The sequence below is a fragment of the Mesorhizobium sp. M1027 genome, from assembly GCF_040318745.1.
In the GTDB taxonomy this organism is placed as follows: Bacteria; Pseudomonadota; Alphaproteobacteria; order Rhizobiales; family Rhizobiaceae; genus Mesorhizobium.
In genome coordinates, this window is sequence record NZ_JAMYMW010000001.1 from 111,476 (window position 1) to 130,929 (window position 19,454).

Sequence of the window (19,454 nt, forward strand, 5' to 3'; positions counted from 1 at the left end):
TCTCTCCCTCATGAGAGATTCCTGTTCTACTGTGTCGCGCCACCGTGGAGGGAGCAGTGCATGGACGAAAAACCAGTTGATTCGCTCAGCGACAGCGAGGCGGCAAGCGAGTTGAAGCGGTTGGCGCACGAGATCGCCGAGCACGACCGGCGCTACCATGGCGAGGACGCGCCGATAATCACGGATGCGGAATATGACGCGCTGACCCGGCGCAACCTCGCCATCGAACAGCGGTTCCCGCATCTTGTGCGCGAGGATTCGCCCTCGCGCAGGGTCGGCGCGCCGCCGGCGGAAGGTTTTGCCAAGGTGCGGCACGCGGTGCCGATGCTCAGCCTGGCCAAGGCTTATAGCGACCAGGACGTCGCGGACTTCATAGAACGGGGCCGGCGATTCTTTGATCGCGACAAGGATCTGAACATCGCCTTCACGGCAGAGCCGAAGATCGACGGGCTATCGGCTTCCCTGCGGTATGAAGGCGGTGTGTTCGTGCAGGGGGCAACGCGCGGCGACGGCGTCGTCGGCGAGGACATCACAGCCAATCTCAAGACCATCGCCGACATTCCCAAGACCTTGAAGGGATCGGGCTGGCCCGAGGTCATCGAAATACGCGGTGAGGTCTATATGACCTACGCGGAATTCGAGGCGCTGAAGCAACGCTCGGCGGCGATCGGCGGCCAGGATTACGTCAATCCGCGAAATACGGCGGCCGGGTCGCTCCGTCAGAAGGACCCGTCCGTTACCGCCAGCCGCAACCTCAAATTCTTTGCCTACGCCTGGGGCTATACTTCGAAGGATCCAGCTCCGACCCAATACGATTCCGTGCAAAAATTCGCGGAGTGGGGATTCAAGGTCAGTCCGCTGATGGTCCGGGCAAAGTCGGTCGACGAACTGATCGCGCATTATCACCTCATCGAGGCCCAGCGCTCATCGCTTGGCTACGACATCGACGGCGTGGTCTACAAGGTCGATCAATTGGAGCTGCAGCGCAGATGGGGCTTCGTCACCGGCGAACCACGCTGGGCCATCGCTCACAAATTTCCGGCCGAACAGGCGATGACGACCGTGCGCAGGATCGACATTCAGGTCGGCCGTACCGGTACGCTGGCGCCCGTTGCCCGGCTTGCGCCCGTCACGGTCGGCGGCGTCGTGGTCGAGAATGTCACGCTTCACAACGAAGACTACATCAAGGGTCTGGACAGCAACGGCCAGCCGATCCGCGACGGCAACGACATACGTATCGGCGACACGGTGGTCATCCAGCGGGCGGGGGACGTCATTCCGCAGATCGTCAGCGTTGTGGTCGACAAGCGTCCGCCAGATGCCGTGCCCTACGAATTCCCGCACAAATGTCCGATCTGCGGCTCGCCGGCAACGCGCGAGATCAACGAGAAGACCGGCAAGGAAGATTCCCGCCGACGTTGCACTGGCGAACTGATCTGCCCCGCCCAGGCCGTGGAAGGATTGCGTCACTTCGTGTCACGCGGCGCCATGGATATCGAAGGCCTGGGCGCTGAAAACATTGACCTGTTCTTCAATGCCGGGTTGGTCAAGACAGCAGCCGATATCTTCACTCTCCGGGATCGCCGCCCCGCCGTCATCAAGGCATTGGCGGAGCGGCGGGAGGAGCAGGCCAGACAGCGTGAGGCCGCATCGGGCAAAACGCGGAAGAATGTACGCGGTGTCGAGGAACGCAACTATGAAGGTCTCGACAAGCTCTTCGCTGCCATCGACGCTCGCCGCGAACCGGAACTTGATCGCTTCATCTTTGCGCTGGGCATCCGCCATATCGGCGAAACGACGGCCGCTGTGCTCGCTCGAACCTTCTCGACGATCGAGGAGTTGATCCGCATTGGCAAGGAGACAGCAGCGGCAGCCGATCCACACAGCGTTTTTCCTTCGATCAACGGCATCGGCGATACCGTGATAGGCGCTCTTCGCGATTTCTTCGGCAATGAACGCAACGACGCCGTGCTCGAAGCGCTGCTCACGCAGGTCCATCCGAAGCCGTACATCGTGAACGTCTCAGCCGATAGTGCGGTCGCCGGCAAGACGATCGTGTTTACAGGCACGCTCGAAAGGATGACGCGCCCCGAGGCCAAGGCGATGGCTGAACGTCTCGGCGCGAAGGTCGCCGGCTCGGTTTCCGCGAAGACCGACCTCGTCGTCGCCGGGCCCGGTGCTGGCTCGAAGCTCAAGCTGGCTGCCGAACACGGTATCGAAGTCATCGATGAGGATGCCTGGCTCGAGCGGATCGGCAAGGGCTCGTGATGCCGGCTGAATTCAATGGTTTTGGTGACAAGGCCATTCCCTTCCTCAAGGCACTGGATTTTCATCAGAGCCGGGAGTGGTTTTTGGAAAACCGCGACCTTTTCGAGCGGGACCTGCGCAATCCCTTCGGCGATCTGGTCGAGGCGCTCTCCGAGCGCTTCACGGCATTGGGGCTCGGCCTGCGCGGCGACCGCAAGAAGTCGCTGTTCCGGATTAATCGCGACGTGCGTTTCGCCAAGGACAAACGGCCTTACAACCGGCATCTGTCGGCGATCCTTTCGCCCGACGGCACCAAGATGGAACAGGGCGTGTTTTACATCCACATCGGGCTCGAGCGCTGCTTTGCCGCTGTTGCCTGGTGGCAGCCCGGACCGGAGCTATTGCTGGCGCTGCGCAACGCCATCGCAAAGCGGCCCGCTGAGTTCCGCACGCTCGTCGCGGCGCTGAAGAAGAATGATCTCGAGCTCGACCCGGACGGCTGTATGAAGCGCACGCCGCGCGGCTTCGAGCACGTTATCGAGCCCGATCTCGTGGCCGCCATCCGCAACCGGCATTTCGCCGTCCGGCACGCAATCGAGCCGGCGGATATCTACGGAGCTGGATTGGTCGACGAACTCGTCGACTTCGTCATGCGGGCAAAACCGCTGCTCGACTGGGGCAGGGCGATCGAAGGCAAGGCTTCGCAGCGCTAGCGGAAAAGTCAGACGGTCAGCTGCGCCGCGCAGTGTAGAGGCTGGTGGTCATGTTGCGGGTTATGGAGCCTTGGAACTCGTCGCGGACGATGCGACCCAGCTCCGCCAGGATTGCTTCGCGGTCACTGCGGATGTTGATATTGGAAAAAGTGGCATAGAGGGCGACCGTCTGGTCAGGATCGAGGACGAGCGACCAGACACTTGTCCGATGTTCGATGGCATCGAACGCGCCGGTTCGCTCCAGTGCCGCCACGCGGGCCTCGGCATCAAGGGCGAACGGAATACCATTTGAGCCCGCCGACGGGCTCGAAGGCCCGTCAAGCAGCGCCTTGGTCGCATCATGAAAGGGATCGGGGCGACTGTCGTCGCCGAATACATTCCAGACCATTGCCCACCAGCCGCCCGGCCGAAGCAGCTCTGCGACCTTGATCAGCGCCGTGTCCTCATCCAGCCAATGAAAGGCAGTGGCGCTGACACCGAGATCAAAACCGGCCTTCTCAAGGACGGCATCCTCAAACGCAGAGACGCTCACCGAGAGCGCCTTGTCCTGAATAGTCTCGCAAAGGAAAGTCGCGAGGCGGGAATCCGGCTCAATGGCGAGCAACGGGCTCGCGCCCAGTTCGAGTAAGCGGCGCGTTGCAGTTCCTGTACCTGCGCCAATCTCGAACGTCGCCGTGCCATGCGCGAGACGGCACCGCTCACATAGAATTTCGAATACCCAATCAGGATACCCAGGTCGCGTCGCGTGATAGCTGCCGGGATCGGCGCCGAAGGCCAGGCGGCCGAATTTTGGATCGATGAAAAATTCGCTCATTGGAACCACCTGTCCGGCCCAGCAGGTTGGTCTATGGCCGTCGCTTCGGCAAGGACCGATCGTCGCCAACGAATATGCGCTCAGGTACCAAGCCTCTGATTTTGTCCACAAGTCTGGAAGCGAACTTGCCGCGATGCTTCAGCTATCATTTCCGCTGATCGTTTGCCTCAAGCGAATTGGTGTGACAAGCCGGACCGCCCTCTCTACATACGGCCCTTCCCAAGGAGCGGTCGATGTCGGCGGAAGCAATCTCCGAAAACGGTGCGAGAAGCGATTTCTGGGACGGCGTGCGGCTGAGCATGCCCGTCGTGGTGGCGTCGGCACCGTTTGCATTGCTGTTCGGGGCGCTCGCCGTCGACAACGGCTTTTCCGTGATCGAGGCGTTCTTGATGAGCGCGACGGTGTTCGGCGGCGCCAGCCAGATGGTCGGCATCGAGCTGTTCGGGCAGCATGTCGCGCCGTGGCTGATCGTGCTGTCGATCTTCGCCGTGAATTTTCGGCATGTGCTCTATTCGGCCGGTATCGGCCGGCGAATCGCGCATTGGCCGCTGGTGCAGCAGGCGATAGGCTACTTCGTGCTGACCGATCCGCAGTTCGCGGTGGCCGAGCGCAAGGCGGAGGCCGGCGAGACCGTCGGCTTTGCCTGGTATATGGGGCTCGGGCTGCCGGTCTACGTGTTCTGGGTCATCGAAAGCGCGCTCGGGGCGGTGTTCGGCAAACTTATTCCCGACACCCACGCGCTGGGCATCGACTTCCTGCTGCCGATCTATTTTCTCGGCCTGGTCATGAGCTTCCGCAAGCGGCCGCTGTGGCTGCCGGTGGTCGTCGCAAGCGCTGCCGCCTCCATCATTGCCTACAAGACGGTCGGCTCGCCCTGGCATGTCTCCATCGGCGCGCTGGCCGGCGTGCTGCTCGCCGTCATCCTGCCGCCCCGCCACAGCGGCGTGGAGGTACGACCATGAGCACGACGTTGTGGATCATCGTCGCCGCTTCGATCGCGACCTATTTGACACGCATTGGCGGTCATCTGGTGATCTCACGCTTCGACCATATCCATCCGCGTGTTGAGGCCGGGCTGAACGCCGTGCCGGCGGCGGTGCTGACCACGCTTGTGGCGCCGGCAGCGCTGAGCGCCGGACCGGCGGAATGGGGGGCCTTGGTCGTCGCCGGCCTGGTCTCGCTGCGCGGCGGCCTTATGGCGATGTTCCTGGCGGGTGCTGCCGTGCTGATCCTCGCGCGGCAGGTCGTCGGCTGATCGACTTTTGCCTTGGCGGCGAGAGCACACATGCGCTTTACCGCAGCGACTATTGCGGCGCTGACCCGCGACAGGCTCAGCCGGATCGCCTCCGATCTCTTCTGGTGGGCGCGACGGACGGCGTCGCTATAGAGCGCTTCGCGCTGCTTCGGCGTCAATGCGCTTAGATCGGTCGGCTGGATGCCGAAGGGCTCACGCGACATTTCCATCTCGCCAGGTTTGCCGTGTTCATCGGCAGCTACACCGGCGATTTACGGGAAAGGCATAATCAGCTAAAATGAATAATTAAGATCGTTATGTTCTCCAGGAGAGATGTATGGACTTGGCCGATCTGCGCATCTTCCGCACGGTGGTGCGCGAGGGCGGAATCACCAGGGCGGCGGAAAAACTGTTTCGCGTGCAATCGAACGTGACCACACGCATCCGGCAGCTCGAAGAGGATCTCGGCGTGCAGCTGTTTATCCGGGAGGGCAAGCGCCTGCACGTATCGCCCGCCGGTCACAAATTGGTCGGGTATGCGGATCGGTTGCTGGCGCTTGCAGAGGAGGCGCGAACGGCGATGCTTGATCCACGCCCGCGCGGCACGCTTCGCCTAGGTGCCATGGAGAGCACCGCCGCGGCACGGCTTCCAAGTCTGCTCGCCGAATATCACGCACGTCATCCCGACGTGGAAATCCAGTTGCGCACCGGCAATCCGCAGGTTCTCGCGACGGCCATGCTTGCCGGCGACCTCGATGCAGCGTTCGCCGCCGAGCCGATCGCCGACGCTCCGTTCGAAAAGCTGCCCGCATTTCACGAGCAGCTGGTCATTGTCTCGGCGGCATCGCGCGTTTCGATCGACGACCGCCTGGACATGCCCAAAACAATGATAGCCTTCGAGCACGGCTGCCCGCACCGCCGGCGGCTGGAACAATGGTATGCGCGAAGAGGGTTCATGGCCGAGAAAACCATCGAGCTTGGTTCATACCATGCCATCCTTGGTTGCGTGGTGGCTGGCATGGGCATAGCGCTGATGCCGAAAAGTGTGCTTTCGGGTTTCCCAGAGAGCCACTGGCTAAATCTGCACGAACTGCCCGCTGACGAAGACAACGCCGTCACGGTGTTGTTTTGGCGCAAGGGAGCCGATTCTCCCAACGTCACGGCTTTGCAGGGACTGCTTGCGGAGCAAAGTCTGTCACTCGGCGTTGCGGCCGCGGCTATTGCTTGAAGTCGTGCGGCAGAGGGGCGGTTGCTTTTTCCAGCCAGGCCAGCGTTTCGCCGTCGAGCATCGGTCCAATCTCGGCCAGTACGCGCGCATGGTATTCGTCAAGCCAATGCAACTCGTCGCGGGTTAAAAGGTCCGATCGGACCAGCCGCTTGTCGATCGGCGCCAGCGTCAGTGTCTCGAAGCCGTGCATGGCGATGTCGCCGCCCTCGATTGCCTCGGCCGGTGTCACCAGAATCAAGTTCTCGATGCGGATGCCGTAGGAACCTTCCTTGTAATAGCCGGGCTCGTTGGAGAGGATCATGCCGGCTAGCAGCTTTTCGGTGCCGGTCTTGGCGATACGTTGCGGGCCCTCATGCACGGCAAGATAGGACCCGACACCGTGCCCGGTACCATGGGCGAAATCGCAGCCGTGTCTCCATAGCGCCTGGCGCGCCACCGCATCGATTTCGGAGCCGCGCGTGCCCTGGGGAAAGCGCAGCATGGAGATGCCGATCATGCCTTTCAGCACCAGCGTGAAGCGTTCGCGCATCTCTTCGGTCGGCGCGCCGATCGGCACGGTGCGGGTGATGTCGGTGGTGCCGTCCTGGTACTGCCCGCCGGAATCGAGCAGGAACAGCTCGCCATCCCCCAGCTTGCGATTGGTGGCGCGGGAGACGCGGTAGTGCATGATGGCGCCGTTAGGGCCGGCGCCGGAGATGGTGTCGAACGATACGTCGCGCAGCGGCATCTGCGTTTCTTCGCCGGTCTGACGGCGCGTCTCCTCAAGCCTGGTGACAACGGCGATTTCGTCGAGCGTGCCGGGCTTCTGGCGGTCGAGCCAGCACAGCAGCTTGGCGACCGCGGCGCCGTCGCGGCGATGTGCGGCGCGGGCGCCGGCGATCTCAGCTTTGTTCTTTGTTGCGCGTGGAATGCGGGCCGGATCGGCCGTGGCAATGACGGTGCCGCCATTATCCTCGACCAGCATTCTGAGCTTGTCCGCCGCGAGAACCGGGTCCAGCGCGATTTTTGCGCCGCCCTTGGCCCGGGTGACGATTGCCGATCCGAATTCACCTGGTTCGTGCAATTCGGCGAGCTGCGTCAGGTAGGCCGCAACGGTGCGCGAAAACTTGCGCTGGTCCATGAAAAGCAGATGCGAGCCGTCGGCGGCCAGCACGGCAAAGCCGAGCGCCAGCGGTGTGTGCGGTACGTCACCGCCACGGATGTCGAAGGCCCAGGCAATCGAGGAGGGGTCGGTCAGCACGGCATGGGTGGCGCCATCCTTCTCGATGGCCGCTGCCAGCCGCACCAGCTTGTCCTTAGCCAGTTCGCCGGCAAAGCCGATCGGGTGGATCTCGACCGGCGCCAGTGGCGGTCCAGGCTGGTCCTGCCAGATCGCGTCGATCGGATTCTCTTCGAGCGGCACCAGTGTCGCGCCGGATTTCTCGGCCGAGGCTTTCAGCGCCTTGACGTCGCTGATCGTATGCAGCCACGGATCGAAGCCCAATCGCACGCCCTTGCCGAGATTGTCCTTGATCCAGTTGGCCGGCGGGTTGTCGACAAGGCTCTCGATCGAAAAGATGTCGAGATCGACCTCCTGGCGCACCTGCAGCGTGTAGCGCCCGTCGACAAACATGACGGCGCGCTCGCCAAGTACAATGACGACACCGGCCGAGCCGCTGAAGCCGGTCAGCCATTTCAGCCGTGCCGAGCGGTCGGCGACATATTCGCCCTGGTGCTCGTCGGCACGGGGCACGATGAAGCCATCCAGCCCGTTCGACGCCAACCATTGGCGCAGCATTGCCACGCGCGGCTTGCCAACGGCCGGATCGCCGGCGGAATCGAAGGACTGGAACATGTCGGCTCTCCTCGAATGATGGCGCGACCGTAGCGCATGACTTCGAAAATCGGAATCGATTTTCGGAACGATCATCCCTGGTCGCCGCAGTGTCTTTTTGTGCATGGAGGCCATGCAGAATCGGCGATTTCAAAAAGCGTCAGCAGAGCTTACCTTCTTAACGTGGAGGAAAAGTCCTGTTGCCCTGCAAAGGAGACCGTCATGTCCTCGATTTCAGCCAGACGCGGATTTTTCAGAAACGCTGTGAAAGCGCTGATCGAAGCTCGCCAGCGCGAAGCGAGCCGGTATGTGAGCGGCGTTCTGCTTGGCTTTGATGACGAAACGCTGAAAGCTCACGGCTACGATCGCGAACAGCTGAAGAAAGCGGCGAACTCGCGCTAGGTCCGAGCAGGTTCCGGCTTGCGTTGAAAGCGTCGCGCCTCAGCGCTTGAGGTGAATCGTCACCCAGCCCTCGCGGTGCAAGGTGCGGACGTGCCGGAATTTCTGGCGGACATAGGCCGCGATTACCGCATCGCGCTGGCGCTCGAGGATGCCCGACAAAACAATCGAGCCACCGAGCGCGATATGCCCGGCCATTTGCGGCGCCAGACGCATCAGCGGCCGCGCCAATATGTTGGCGACGATCAGGTCGAAGGGCGCACGCGCGGCAAAGATCGGATGATGAAAACCGGGCGCCGCTACCGTTTCAATGAGCCCCTTGACGTGGTTCAGCCGCGCATTGGCAGCGGCCACCTTGACGGCGACCGGATCGATGTCCGTTGCCAGCACCGGAACATGCGCGAGCTTGGCCACCGCGATGGCGAGCACCGCGCTGCCAGTGCCAAGGTCGAGCGCGTTGCGCGGATGCTCGCGCTGTATGACCTGCTCCAGCATTTCGAGGCAGCCGGCGGTGGTGCCGTGATGGCCGGTGCCGAAGGCAAGGCCGGCCTCGATCTCGATGGCGAGTTCGCCGCTGTGGCGCTTCCTGCGGTCATGCGCGCCGTGGACGAAGAAGCGCCCGGCCCGTACCGGCTTCAATCCCTCCAGCGAGCGCGCCACCCAGTCGATGTCGGGCAGCGCTTCTCGCTCTATCGGTTTCGACAGCGACAGTCCGGCCAGGATGTCCCTAAGCCGCGCCTCGACCGCATCGACGTCGTCGTCGGCATAGAGCGATACTTCGTGGATATCGCGGTCCTCGTCGACCTCGAGCACCGCAACCGGCAGGCCCTCTTCGTCGAACGCCGCACCGAGCGCCGCGAAGATGCGATCAGCCTCGATCTTGCCCGCGGTGAAATACAAACGCGTCTGCGTCATTCCCGGATACGTCAACCTTCCGCCGCCAGCCGCTTGAGCTTGGCGATGGCGGCGTCCGGGCTTTCGCCATAGGCAATGGTGCCGGCGAAATCGCCCTTGCCGTTGAGCAGCAGCACCGAAGCGGTGTGGTCCATCGTGTAGTCGCCGTCGTTCGTGTCGACTTTCTTCCAGTAGATGCCGAAGGACTTGGCCATGGCGTGGACCTTATCGGGATCGCCGGTGATGCCGAGGATGCGATCGGAGAAATTGCTGACATAGGTGTTCATGATTTCGGGCGTATCGCGCTCCGGGTCGACCGTAACGAAATATGCATGCAGGTTCTTGCCGTCGTCGCCCATCGTCTTCAGCCAGCCGGCCAACTCGAAAAGCGTGGTCGGGCAGACTTCCGGGCAATGCGTGAAGCCAAAAAAGACGACACTGGGGTGGCCACGAAAGGCGGCTTCGGTGACCGGTGCGCCCTTCTGGTCGACCAGCGTGAACGGCGCGCCGAACGGCTCGCCGCCATAATGTCCGCGGTACCAGTCGAACGTTAGCCAGCCGATGCCAGCGGCCATCAGGACGAGAATACCGACCAGAATTGAACGCATCATCAGTGAAGTCCGTCGTCATTTCCATCGGGCGCCGGATTGGCGCCATGAAGCCCTGGCTTGGCGAACACTCTTAGCGGTTCGGTCGCGCCGACGCAAAGATGTCGCGTTGCCGCAACCGGCAATGCTGTGGGAGGAGATCTGCTTGCAAAGCGCGGCCGTTCGTCCCACCTGAGGTCGGCAAAATTCGAACCGCAGGAGGCCTCTTTGCGAAAACTGATTGGCGGCGCGTTGGCCGCATGCCTTGTCATTGGCGCTGGCGCCGCCGCCGCCGAGGAAGTCGGCAAGGTCGGCGTCGATTGGCTCGGCAACGACATCATCGTCGAGGCGATCAAGGATCCGAAGGTCGAGGGGGTAACCTGCCACGTCTCCTATTTCGACCGTGGCATGATCGACCGCCTGCAGAAAGGCAACTGGTTCGAGGACCCGTCCGATTCCTCGATCTCCTGCCGCCAGACCGGGCCGATCACCATTGGGGACATCGACATGAGCGAGGCCGGCGAGGAGGTGTTCAAGCAAGGCATCAGCCTGATCTGGAAAAAGCAGGTGGTGCCGCATCTACGACAAGGCCAACGAGACGCTGATCTACCTCTCGCATTCGCGCCAGGTGCAGGATGGCTCGGCAAAAATGTCGGTCACCACCGTGCCGCTCTACGGCCAGAATGTGGTGTGGACCAGCGGCAAGCCGAAATAGAGACTGAAGGTGCTCCGGGGTCCTTGGCGCGTCCAAACGGATGCGCGGCGCTGCACTCGGCTTGCGAGACTATGCGCGCGGGCGTAAAGCGCCCGCATGGACCGTCCCGAACACCTTGTCCTGAAAGATCCCGAGCCGCGCATCCATCCGACGGCGGAACTGAAGGCCTGCAAGCTTGGACGCTACGCATCGATCGGCGAGCGGGTCATCCTGCGCGAGGTGATGGTCGGCGACTTTTCCTACTTCGAGCGGCATGCCGAGGCGATCTATACGACGATCGGCAAATTCTGCTCGATTGCCGCCAACAGCCGCATCAATGCGCTGGAGCATCCGGTCGAGCGGCTGACGCAGCACAAAGTCAGCTATCGGCCCAACGAGTACTTTCGCTGGCTGGGTGTCGATCAGGCATTCCGCGACCGGCGGCGGGCGAGACCCGTCAGCATCGGCCATGATGTCTGGATTGGCCATGGCGCCGTGATCATGCCTGGCATGGTGATCGGCAACGGCGCGATCGTCGGTGCCAATGCGGTTGTGACGCGAGACGTGCCGGCCTATGCAATCGTCGCCGGCGTTCCGGCCAGGCCATTGCGGCAGCGCTTCAGCGCGGGAACTGCGGCCCGGATCGAACGTCTTGGCTGGTGGGACTGGCCGGTCGAGAAACTGGCCAGGGCAGTCCCCGACATGCAGGCCTTGCCCATCGAGGCTTTCCTCGACCGCTGGGAAAACGACGCTACCTGATCGTTGCGAGCGCGGCGCGTGCACGGTTTGACAGTGAATTCCTCCTCGCAGGGAACTCGAAGCAGTTGCCGATTGTTTCTCCCTGCCATGATCGAAAAGCTGTTCACCAGGATCGCCAACTATATCGCCCATCTTGCCGGTCTGCCGCCGACGTTTGCCGTCTGTTTCCTGATCATTGTGGTCTGGGCGGTAAGCGGTCCGGTCTTCGGCTTTTCCGATACCTGGCAACTCGTCATCAATACCGGCACCACGATCGTCACCTTCCTGATGGTGTTTCTCATCCAGAACACCCAGAACCGCGACAGCGCGGCGATCCAGGCCAAGCTTGACGAGCTGATCCGCGTCAGCAAAGCCAAAAATACCTTTATCGGCATCGAGCACCTGACCGAATCCGAGCTCGAGGAAATCCGCGCCAAATGTGAACGCGCGGCGAAGCGGCACGACGAACAGATCGCCGACATGGCCGCATCCAAGGCGGTGGCTAAAAAGCGCAACGCGAAGAAGCACGCGGCGGCGTGAGCGAGCTTGTTGTCCGGGTTCCTGCCCGAACGGTCGCGGGATCATTCCATGAATGCTGCAAAGGCTTCCTTGTAGTCCGGGTGCCAGCGCGACAGAGCAGGACGATTCTCGATGATGTCGCCAATCGCCCACGCCATGCGTTTTTCGTCCATCGACCGGGTCGCCTCGTTATCGGGACACAGGATGTAGAAGTCGCCACGCAGCAGCGAGGCCAGCATGAAGTCGATGACCTGCTCGCCGGTCCAGGCGCCGGCCGGCTTTTCGGTGGCGCCTTCGGTCAGGCCGGTAAAAGTGAACCCCGGAATGAGCAGATGCGCCGCGACGTTTGCGCCGGGCTCATTGCGCAGCGCGTGTGCAAGGCCCTCGGTATAGGTCTTCACGCCGGCCTTGGAGACGTTGTAGGCGAGGTTTCCGGGCGGCGTGGTAATGCCTTGCTTGGAGCCGGTATTGACGATCAGGCCGGGCTTTCCAGCCGCCAGCATGCGCGGCGCGAAGGCCTCGACGCCATGCACGACACCCCAGAAATTGATGTCCAGCAGTCGCTTCCAGGCGTCACGGTTCTCCCACGGCTTGCCGGGGTTGTTGCCGACGCCGGCATTGTTCATCAGAAGCGAGACGTCGCCGAAGGTGCCGAATGTCCTTTCGGCCAGCCGTTCGAGGTCGTCGGCTTTCGAGACGTCAGTGGCGACAGCAAGCACGGCGCTCTCGCCGGCGAAGGTAGCGACGGCATGTCGGGCCTCATCGAGGCGTGCGCCGCCGATATCGGCCAGCACGATCTTCATGCCCATCGCCGCCAGCCGTTTGGCCGCGGCGAGGCCGATGCCGCTGGCCGCGCCGGTGATGACGGCGACATTACCGGAGGCAAGTGCGGGCAGGGCGGTCTGGATCTCGGCGTCGGTGGTCATGATTTTCTCCTGTTCTGGCCGCGGCGAACTTAGCGCGGAAAGAGGCTCGCGCAAGCCGGTGCGACATCTTCGGGTTGACCGCGTCGGCGGGCGCTGCGCATGCTGATATCGAAAAGGAGACTGACGATTGACCGACTGGATCGAGATCCTGAAAGAACAGACCGCAACCGGCGACCAGATGAGCCGCGAAGTGCCGCAAATGCTTGCCAACCCCGACATCAGCGAAGCGCAAGTGAAAACGCTGTTTTCGGCGCTCGAAAAACAGGCCGAATTCGTCGAAAAGCTGCGCATGGCGCTGGAAAAATTCGGCCATGATTTTTCAGTGATCAAAGCGGCCGAGCGGCTGGAGGAGCGCTACGCCGACCTTGCCGCTTCGGTAGCGGAAAAGCTCAAAGAAATGCGAGGCTAGAGCCTGTTTCATTCGATAAGATTCGGTATGGGCTCTATCTTCTCATGATCTTTTCCGAAAACCGGCATCCACTTTTCGTTGACGCGGTCCTTCGGTTCGGGATCTTGGTCTGCCTATTTCTCGATTAGCCGCTCGAAGCGCCTGTCCGGCACTAGCCAGACCATCGCCACCAGGACATAGATCGAGACACCGATCCAGTGATTGACGAAGGTCAGCGCGACGGCGGCGATATAGAGGGCCAGCGAGATTTTTCCCTTGAGGTCATTGCCCAAAGCCCTGGCGAAGAGGGTTTCGCTGCCGTGCAGCCGATGCAGGGCTATGGTGAGGATGTTGAAGCCGATGGCGCAGAGCGCCAGGTCGACGCCATAAACGGCGACCGGCACCGGCGCGAAATGGTTCTCACCCATGAAGGCTGTCGTCGCCGGCATCAGCGATAGCCAGAACAGCAGGTTGAGATTCGCCCACAGCACGCGGCCGTCGACCCGCTGCACGGTATGGAACATGTTGTGCAAATTGTTCCAGTAGATGCCGACATTGATGAAGGACAGCACATAGCTGAGGAATACCGGCCAGAGTGGCGCCAGCGCGGAAAAATCCTCGCCATGCGGCACCTTCAATTCCAGCACCATGATGGTGATGATGATGGCGACCACGCCATCGGTGAATGCCTCGACTCGTCCCTTGCCCATCAATCTCCCCTGACAATCCGCTGAAGTTAAAAGAGGATCTCGCTCAGCGCCATCGCAAAGCTGCCAAAATTGTCAGGAGCAAGTCGGGGAGGGGGGAACGGCTGACGAAAAAAAGGCGTTAGGGTGTCAGATCCCGAACAGCAAGAAGGTCCGAAAAATGACTGCTCACGCTCAAGTCATGACGCGCGATTACGAACTCGGCGGGCGCGCTGCAGCGGCCGCCGTGGCCGCCATGATCGCGGCTCTTTTCGCCGGCAGCACCGCGCTGACGCCGCTTTACATCATCTACAAGCAGGTCTTCGGCTTCTCGCAGATCACTTTGACGCTGGTCTACGCCGTCTATGTCATCGGCAATCTGGCGGCGCTGCTGATGTTGGGGCGTGTGTCAGATGTCATCGGGCGCCGTCCGATGGCGTTGGCCGGAATGGCGGTGGCCGTCGTCAGCGCGGTGGTTTTCCTGTTCGCCGAAAATGTCGCCTGGCTCGACGTCGCCCGAATTCTGAGCGGATTGGGAATCGGCGTCGGCGCGGGTACCGGCACCGCCTGGCTTGCCGAATTGCTCCCGACCGACGACAAGTCACAGGCGGCGACGATTGCCACCAGCACCAATTTCCTCGGTCTCGGCCTTGGTGCGCTGGGGGCCGGGTTGCTCGCCGAATACGCGCCTTGGCCGCTCAGGCTGACATTCGTCGTCTACCTGGCGATGCTCGCGACTGTAACCCTGCTGGTCTGGCGCACGCAGGAAACCGTTTCGCGGCCGGGGAAACTGGCTGACGTTTCGACGCGGCCGCGCCTTTCCGTGCCCGATGCCATCCGCCCAAATTTCGTTGCGCCGGCGGTGACCGGCTTTGGCGCAATGGCACTGGTCGGCTTTTATGCAGCACTCGCACCGAGCATTTTGGCGCAGCAGCTGCAGGTAACCAACCATGCCGAAGCGGGCGCTCTGTTCTTTGAATTGGCGATCGTGACGGCCGCCACCATTGTAGTGACGGCACGTCTTTCGAGCCGAGCCGCGATGTTCGCGGCGCTTGCGCTGATGATTCCAACCGTCGCGCTGATTGTTGCGGCGCAGGTCTTCGCATCGATGGCCACAATGATTGCCGGGACCGCCTTGTGCGGCGTGGCGGCAGCGCTCGGTTATCGCGGCGGCTTGCAAGTGGTGAACGAGATCGCGCCAGCGGACCGGCGCGCCGAAGTCGTCTCGGCCTTCTTCATCTGCTGTTTTTGCGGCAACGCGCTGCCGGTGATCGGCATCGGCGTTCTGTCGACGGTGGCAGGTGCGACCGTGGCAAGCCTGGCCTTTGCCGGCATGATTGTCGTCTTTTCCCTGGTCGCTCTCGGGTTTGGCGCGAAATACGCGCGCTGAGCCGACCTTTCAGCCGTTCGGTGTCTCGGGCGAAAGATGCGCGCGCTGGCGCGGTACGCCGAGGCCGGTATCCGGCGGTTCGCCGGCAGCCGGCCGGCTTTCGATCATGTGCAGGCTGCGCCAGCGGCCGAAGCGATAATAGGCCGCGGCCAGCACGAGCGAGGTTATAGAGCCGGCCGGAAAGCTCCACCACAACGCTTCCTCACCGATCGCACTTCGGAAGAAATAGGCGAAGCTGGTGCGCACCAGCAGCACCGAGATCACCAGGATGATCAGCGGGGGCATCACCGCGCCGGTGGCACGCACGGTGGCGAAGAGCACGATGGTGATGCCGAACAGGATGAAGGACCACGACGCGATCTTGTTGATGTGAGTGGCGATGTCGATTGCTGCACTGTCGCTGCCAAGGAAGAGGCTGAGCACCGCGCGATCGAATACGAACAGCAGCGCGACGAGCATGCCGGTGAGCACAAGGTTGAAGCCGACGCCGGAGGTGGCGATGCGGCCAATCCGGTCCCAGCGCCCGGCGCCGACATTTTGCGCCGCCATGGACGAGACCGCGGCGCCGATGGCGAGCGCCGGCATCTGGATATAGGTCCAGAGCTGTGCGGCTATGCCGTAGGCAGCCGCGACCTGCGAGCCGTACGAGTTGACCATGCCCATCACCGTCAGCGCCGCGGCCGAAACGACGATCATCTGCAGGCCCATCGGCACGCCCTTGAAGACGACAATGCGCAGCAGCGCCGGGTCCGGCCGCAGCAGAGCGAGATTGGCGCCGGCCAGCCGCAGCGGGTGCTTGCGCGCATAAAGCACGATCAGGATGGCAACCACGCTTACCGTCTGGCCGATCAGCGTCGAGGCGGCCGAGCCGGCGATGCCGAGTTCGGGGAACGGGCCGATGCCGAGAATAAGCAACGGGTTCAAAATGACGTCGAGCACGACGGCCAGCGCCATGAATAGGAAAGGCGTGCGCGAATCGCCGGCGCCGCGCAGCACCGTCATGACGAAGGACAGCAGGTTCATCATCGGTACGGCGAGAAAAATGATACGCAGATAGGAACGCGCCAGCGGCAACGCATCGGCCGGCGTGCCGAGCGCATTGAGGATTGTATCGACCCAGATCCAGCCGCAGACCGCGAACACCACCGAGACAAGGAAGAAGAAGGTGGCACTGGTGCCGACGATGCGGCGGGCTTCGGGCAGATCGCGGGCGCCGACCGATTGCGCGACCAGGATGGTCGCCGCCATGCCGATGCCGAAGACGGTGCCGAGGATGAAAAACAGCACGAGGTTGGCATTGGACGTGGCGGTCAGCGCCGCTTCGCCGAGGAAACGACCGACCCAGACGGCATTGATTGAGCCGTTGAGCGACTGCAGAACATTGGAGCCGAGCACCGGCAGGGCGAACAGCAGCAATGTACGCGGGATAGGTCCACTGGTGAGGTCGCTGGTCCGCCGGCGTGCGGGCATCTTGTCGTCCATGGCAGGCAACTCGGCGAAGGCTTATCTTGAGTCCGGTCCGCAATGATTGCCGATTTAACGAGACAGGTCGACGCAGCGTTGCGAATTCCGCCTGGCGTGCCTTGATCCAATCATGTTCTCAAAGCTTCCGGAATCGTATATTGATCCTGCACGCGTGGGGCCGCATCTTTCCTAGATCTCATGGGCAAGCCGGGGGTTCATGTCCGATATTCCGCTGTTTTTTGAGCGCCTGAACGGCGTGCGTTTCTTGGTGCATCCGCTTTGGGCGCGGCCTCCGTGGCTCTTTCGGCGTGCACCACGACGGACGTAGCGGCGCCGCCAGTGACCGCGGCGCCAAGCGATCCGGCTTTCGGCGATGCCGCAAGTATGTATGCGGCGCGCGTCGACGAGGGCTATCAACTGCCGGCAATCCCGGTAGCCAAGGTCGATCCGAAATTCGTGCGCCAAATCGTGTCCGATCCGACCGGAGAAAAACCCGGCACGATCGTCGTCGATACCTCCGAGCACTTCCTCTATCTGGTGCGCGACGGCGGCAAGGCAATTCGCTATGGCGTCAGCCTCGGCAAGGCCGGTTTCGGATGGACCGGCAGCGCCGTGGTTCAGGCGAGGAAGAAGTGGCCGGTCTGGACGCCGCCGCCGGAGATGATCCAGCGCCGGCCGGAACTGGCGAAATACAAGGACGGCATGCCGCCCGGCCCGCACAGCCCGCTGGGCGCACGCGCGCTATATCTCTTCCGCGACGGCAAGGACACGATGTACCGGCTGCACGGCACGCCGGAGTGGGATTCCATCGGGAAGAACGCTTCCTCCGGCTGTGTGCGCTTCATGAATCAGGACATTATCGACCTCTACAGCCGCGTCGACGGCGTCGCGCCGGTCTTCGTGCGCCCGAACCTGTCGGCCGCCGGGAAGATCGCCGCCGTGTCGGACAGGACGGCCGAGCCGATCGATGCGGGCGTGCCAAAGGACGCGGAGATGTTGAGGTAAGTGCCTTCGACGGATCATCAGTCTTAGGTTTTGCAAACCCACTAGAACACAATCCTTGTGCCGGCGAGCCGCAACTGAAGGGCCCGACCGTTCGATCGTGCCAGGCAGGCGGACGCGTTCGGCGCGTCCGCCTGCCTGGGGGTGTCGCTACTTCCCGGCTAGGCCTGGAAGCGTGACCTGATAGACCAGGAACATCGTGTCGACATCGGCGCCATCTTCGGCCTTGTAGGCCGCGCCGACCTGGAAGCCGTCCTGGGTGAGAAAGTCATTGTCGTTGGCGACGAACAGGAAATAGTCGTCGGGCCGTGTTGGATCGAGGACGCTCACCACCGACATCGCCTCCCACTTCTCCGAAAGGTTGTTGCGGTCATTGGGCGCGCCATTGTGCAGCCCGAAGTGGCCGAGCTCGGTCTTGTCGTTGATGTCGATGAACGGCGTCAGCTTGGCCGGCGTCACCGAGGGATCGAGCTCACCTTTGGGCGCAACCGGCTTGTCCTTGTCGAACTCGGTGCCGGCGATGTCGGTTGCCGCCGACACATCGACGACGCTGATCTCGCGGTAGAGCGAGGTGTCGCCCTTCACCCCCTGGCCGTTGCCGCTGTCGCGCGCCAGCATCAGGAAGGTCTTGTCCGACAGAGCCACGATTTCGCTCTGCGCGGCAATCTTGGTCTTGCCCTTGGCATCGGTGAACACCGGCAGCGGCACAACATATTCATGCGCAAGCTTGAGTTGGGCCGGATCCGAGGCATCGTAGACCAGCGCGCGCGTGTTCTGGCGCGTCGAAGCGGAATCGCCGCCATCCTGTCTGGGGGCCGATTGCAGCACAGCGATCAGGAACTTCCCGTCCGGCGTCAGTGCCATGCCTTCGAGGCCCTGGTTGTTCTGACGGCCGGTTTCGGGATCCGTCGGATCTGGGTCTGCCGCGCCCGGTCCCGGATTGTTGGACGCGAAGTTCGGCGTTCCATGACGCATCGGGACAAGCGCCGCCGGCGACTGCGTTGCCGACATCAGACGCCCATCGGCGGAGAAGTGGTAGATGTTCGGACCATATTCGTCCGAGATGAACATGGTGCCGTCGGGCAGCCGCACGATCGCCTCGTTATCGAGCGCGAGCTTGCCGTTGGCTTCGGGCAGGATCGGCATGTCGTCGGTCGCGGCGCGCACGCCGTTGAGCGGATCGAGGCCGGTTGCGTCGGCGCCCTTGTCGTCGGTCAAAAGCATGGTGTCGGCAAGGGTTGCCTTGAGGCCCGACTGTTCCTGGCCGGCGGCTGGTGCCGCACCCGGTGCGATCGGGGCGAATTCGATGGCAATCGTGTTGATGCGCGGACGGTAATCGGTGGTGCCGACGACATTGTAGCCACGATCCGGCAGCAGCCACAGCGAGCCCTTATAGCCATCGGCGCCATGCGTCCAGCCGGCAGCGTCGATCGCCATGCCCGAGCCGGAGCCAAACGTCTCGCCGAACTTGTCCCTTTGGCTGGCCGGGATGCGACCGACACCGACCAGGCCCTTGTTGACAAAGCTGACGCCGCCGACGGTCGCTGCGTTTTCAGCCAAGGCCGGAGTCAAGGCGGTGAACATCGCCAGCGCGACCGCGAGGGACGCGTTTCGGTGCAGGTTTTTCATGGAAATCCTCTTTGTGACAAAACAGCCGAAGCGGGCGTCGCATCGACATGCCGCCAGCGCTTTCCGAAAAATGTCTAGGACGCGAACAT

At 62.5% G+C, this 19,454-nt stretch carries 19 protein-coding genes and 1 pseudogene; 12 read left to right on the forward strand and 8 right to left on the reverse strand.

Annotated elements, in window-relative coordinates; translation table 11 throughout:
- The first annotated feature begins 60 nt into the window (after window positions 1–60).
- On the forward strand, window positions 61–2,268 hold the full coding sequence (gene ligA / locus NKH50_RS00470; protein WP_352875933.1) for an NAD-dependent DNA ligase LigA: 2,208 nt from the start codon (window positions 61–63) through the stop codon (window positions 2,266–2,268).
- On the forward strand, window positions 2,268–2,960 hold the full coding sequence (locus NKH50_RS00475; protein WP_352875935.1) for a DUF2461 domain-containing protein: 693 nt from the start codon (window positions 2,268–2,270) through the stop codon (window positions 2,958–2,960). Before ligA ends, NKH50_RS00475 begins: the two co-directional genes overlap by 1 nt.
- Window positions 2,961–2,976: 16 nt before the next feature.
- Here the strand turns inward: NKH50_RS00475 and NKH50_RS00480 are convergent, their stop codons facing one another.
- Complete coding sequence (locus tag NKH50_RS00480) at window positions 2,977–3,774, reverse strand: class I SAM-dependent methyltransferase (protein ID WP_352505607.1); 798 nt, start codon at window positions 3,772–3,774, stop codon at window positions 2,977–2,979.
- 233 nt (window positions 3,775–4,007) lie between these two features.
- Here NKH50_RS00480 and NKH50_RS00485 point away from each other — a divergent pair, with 233 nt between their 5' ends.
- The 3 genes from NKH50_RS00485 (at window position 4,008) to NKH50_RS00495 (ending at window position 6,236) form a co-directional block, all read left to right on the forward strand.
- Window positions 4,008–4,736 (forward strand): AzlC family ABC transporter permease, encoded by a 729-nt coding sequence (locus NKH50_RS00485; protein ID WP_352687587.1) that lies wholly within the window; start codon window positions 4,008–4,010, stop codon window positions 4,734–4,736.
- Entirely contained in the window at window positions 4,733–5,029 is a 297-nt protein-coding gene (locus NKH50_RS00490) for an AzlD family protein (protein WP_254818975.1), read from the forward strand. Before NKH50_RS00485 ends, NKH50_RS00490 begins: the two co-directional genes overlap by 4 nt.
- Before the next feature lie 316 nt (window positions 5,030–5,345).
- On the forward strand, window positions 5,346–6,236 hold the full coding sequence (locus tag NKH50_RS00495; protein ID WP_352752497.1) for a LysR family transcriptional regulator: 891 nt from the start codon (window positions 5,346–5,348) through the stop codon (window positions 6,234–6,236).
- On the opposite strand, the gene NKH50_RS00500 is transcribed toward NKH50_RS00495, so the two are convergent.
- Window positions 6,226–8,070, reverse strand: coding sequence for an aminopeptidase P family protein (locus NKH50_RS00500; protein WP_352875940.1), 1,845 nt, complete (start codon window positions 8,068–8,070; stop codon window positions 6,226–6,228). The genes NKH50_RS00495 and NKH50_RS00500 overlap by 11 nt on opposite strands.
- Window positions 8,071–8,106: 36 nt before the next feature.
- Between NKH50_RS00500 and NKH50_RS00505 the strand changes: the two genes are divergently transcribed.
- On the forward strand, window positions 8,107–8,451 hold the full coding sequence (locus NKH50_RS00505) for a hypothetical protein (protein WP_254818972.1): 345 nt from the start codon (window positions 8,107–8,109) through the stop codon (window positions 8,449–8,451).
- A gap of 39 nt (window positions 8,452–8,490) precedes the next feature.
- Here NKH50_RS00505 and NKH50_RS00510 read toward each other — a convergent pair whose 3' ends face one another.
- Window positions 8,491–9,363: a 50S ribosomal protein L11 methyltransferase gene (locus NKH50_RS00510; protein ID WP_352687590.1), complete on the reverse strand. Its 873-nt coding sequence runs from the start codon at window positions 9,361–9,363 to the stop codon at window positions 8,491–8,493.
- 11 nt (window positions 9,364–9,374) lie between these two features.
- Complete coding sequence (locus tag NKH50_RS00515) at window positions 9,375–9,953, reverse strand: SCO family protein (protein WP_352875944.1); 579 nt, start codon at window positions 9,951–9,953, stop codon at window positions 9,375–9,377.
- A 204-nt stretch (window positions 9,954–10,157) separates the two neighbouring features.
- Between NKH50_RS00515 and NKH50_RS00520 the strand changes: the two are divergent.
- From NKH50_RS00520 to NKH50_RS00530, 3 genes and pseudogenes are all read left to right on the forward strand, one after another.
- Window positions 10,158–10,644, forward strand: a pseudogene (locus NKH50_RS00520) (CreA family protein).
- 96 nt (window positions 10,645–10,740) lie between these two features.
- Window positions 10,741–11,382 (forward strand): DapH/DapD/GlmU-related protein, encoded by a 642-nt coding sequence (locus NKH50_RS00525; protein ID WP_352703514.1) that lies wholly within the window; start codon window positions 10,741–10,743, stop codon window positions 11,380–11,382.
- An 87-nt stretch (window positions 11,383–11,469) separates the two neighbouring features.
- A complete protein-coding gene (locus tag NKH50_RS00530; RefSeq protein ID WP_352703676.1) occupies window positions 11,470–11,901 on the forward strand; it encodes a low affinity iron permease family protein in 432 nt (143 codons plus the stop codon).
- Window positions 11,902–11,942: 41 nt separating this feature from the next.
- Here NKH50_RS00530 and NKH50_RS00535 read toward each other — a convergent pair whose 3' ends face one another.
- Complete coding sequence (locus NKH50_RS00535; RefSeq protein WP_352875948.1) at window positions 11,943–12,806, reverse strand: SDR family NAD(P)-dependent oxidoreductase; 864 nt, start codon at window positions 12,804–12,806, stop codon at window positions 11,943–11,945.
- Window positions 12,807–12,933: 127 nt separating this feature from the next.
- On the opposite strand from NKH50_RS00535, the gene NKH50_RS00540 reads away from it, so the two are divergent.
- On the forward strand, window positions 12,934–13,215 hold the full coding sequence (locus NKH50_RS00540) for a hypothetical protein (protein ID WP_023721174.1): 282 nt from the start codon (window positions 12,934–12,936) through the stop codon (window positions 13,213–13,215).
- 113 nt (window positions 13,216–13,328) lie between these two features.
- Here NKH50_RS00540 and NKH50_RS00545 read toward each other — a convergent pair whose 3' ends face one another.
- The gene (locus NKH50_RS00545) at window positions 13,329–13,904 is read right to left on the reverse strand and encodes a TMEM175 family protein (RefSeq protein WP_352475354.1); all 576 of its coding nucleotides are present in this window, start codon (window positions 13,902–13,904) and stop codon (window positions 13,329–13,331) included.
- 178 nt (window positions 13,905–14,082) lie between these two features.
- Here NKH50_RS00545 and NKH50_RS00550 point away from each other — a divergent pair, with 178 nt between their 5' ends.
- Window positions 14,083–15,270 carry an MFS transporter gene (locus NKH50_RS00550; protein ID WP_352875951.1) on the forward strand — a complete coding sequence of 396 codons (1,188 nt, stop codon included), beginning with the start codon at window positions 14,083–14,085 and terminating at the stop codon, window positions 15,268–15,270.
- A gap of 9 nt (window positions 15,271–15,279) precedes the next feature.
- Here NKH50_RS00550 and NKH50_RS00555 read toward each other — a convergent pair whose 3' ends face one another.
- The gene (locus NKH50_RS00555) at window positions 15,280–16,752 is read right to left on the reverse strand and encodes an MATE family efflux transporter (RefSeq protein WP_352875954.1); all 1,473 of its coding nucleotides are present in this window, start codon (window positions 16,750–16,752) and stop codon (window positions 15,280–15,282) included.
- Window positions 16,753–17,073: 321 nt separating this feature from the next.
- On the opposite strand from NKH50_RS00555, the gene NKH50_RS00560 reads away from it, so the two are divergent.
- Window positions 17,074–17,739 (forward strand): L,D-transpeptidase, encoded by a 666-nt coding sequence (locus NKH50_RS00560; protein ID WP_352703521.1) that lies wholly within the window; start codon window positions 17,074–17,076, stop codon window positions 17,737–17,739.
- Between the two features lie 147 nt (window positions 17,740–17,886).
- Here NKH50_RS00560 and NKH50_RS00565 read toward each other — a convergent pair whose 3' ends face one another.
- Complete coding sequence (locus NKH50_RS00565) at window positions 17,887–19,365, reverse strand: esterase-like activity of phytase family protein (protein ID WP_352875957.1); 1,479 nt, start codon at window positions 19,363–19,365, stop codon at window positions 17,887–17,889.
- Window positions 19,366–19,454 lie beyond the last annotated feature (89 nt).

Bases quoted from the DNA above. Each gene is read 5' to 3' on its own strand.
- ligA (WP_352875933.1), top strand. From the start codon at position 61: ATGGACGAAAAACCAGTTGATTCGCTCAGCGACAGCGAGGCGGCAAGC.
- NKH50_RS00475 (WP_352875935.1), top strand. From the start codon at position 2,268: ATGCCGGCTGAATTCAATGGTTTTGGTGACAAGGCCATTCCCTTCCTC.
- NKH50_RS00480 (WP_352505607.1), bottom strand. From the start codon at position 3,774: ATGAGCGAATTTTTCATCGATCCAAAATTCGGCCGCCTGGCCTTCGGC.
- NKH50_RS00485 (WP_352687587.1), top strand. From the start codon at position 4,008: ATGTCGGCGGAAGCAATCTCCGAAAACGGTGCGAGAAGCGATTTCTGG.
- NKH50_RS00490 (WP_254818975.1), top strand. From the start codon at position 4,733: ATGAGCACGACGTTGTGGATCATCGTCGCCGCTTCGATCGCGACCTAT.
- NKH50_RS00495 (WP_352752497.1), top strand. From the start codon at position 5,346: ATGGACTTGGCCGATCTGCGCATCTTCCGCACGGTGGTGCGCGAGGGC.
- NKH50_RS00500 (WP_352875940.1), bottom strand. From the start codon at position 8,070: ATGTTCCAGTCCTTCGATTCCGCCGGCGATCCGGCCGTTGGCAAGCCG.
- NKH50_RS00505 (WP_254818972.1), top strand. From the start codon at position 8,107: ATGACTTCGAAAATCGGAATCGATTTTCGGAACGATCATCCCTGGTCG.
- NKH50_RS00510 (WP_352687590.1), bottom strand. From the start codon at position 9,363: ATGACGCAGACGCGTTTGTATTTCACCGCGGGCAAGATCGAGGCTGAT.
- NKH50_RS00515 (WP_352875944.1), bottom strand. From the start codon at position 9,953: ATGATGCGTTCAATTCTGGTCGGTATTCTCGTCCTGATGGCCGCTGGC.
- NKH50_RS00525 (WP_352703514.1), top strand. From the start codon at position 10,741: ATGGACCGTCCCGAACACCTTGTCCTGAAAGATCCCGAGCCGCGCATC.
- NKH50_RS00530 (WP_352703676.1), top strand. From the start codon at position 11,470: ATGATCGAAAAGCTGTTCACCAGGATCGCCAACTATATCGCCCATCTT.
- NKH50_RS00535 (WP_352875948.1), bottom strand. From the start codon at position 12,806: ATGACCACCGACGCCGAGATCCAGACCGCCCTGCCCGCACTTGCCTCC.
- NKH50_RS00545 (WP_352475354.1), bottom strand. From the start codon at position 13,904: ATGGGCAAGGGACGAGTCGAGGCATTCACCGATGGCGTGGTCGCCATC.
- NKH50_RS00550 (WP_352875951.1), top strand. From the start codon at position 14,083: ATGACGCGCGATTACGAACTCGGCGGGCGCGCTGCAGCGGCCGCCGTG.
- NKH50_RS00555 (WP_352875954.1), bottom strand. From the start codon at position 16,752: ATGGACGACAAGATGCCCGCACGCCGGCGGACCAGCGACCTCACCAGT.
- NKH50_RS00565 (WP_352875957.1), bottom strand. From the start codon at position 19,365: ATGAAAAACCTGCACCGAAACGCGTCCCTCGCGGTCGCGCTGGCGATG.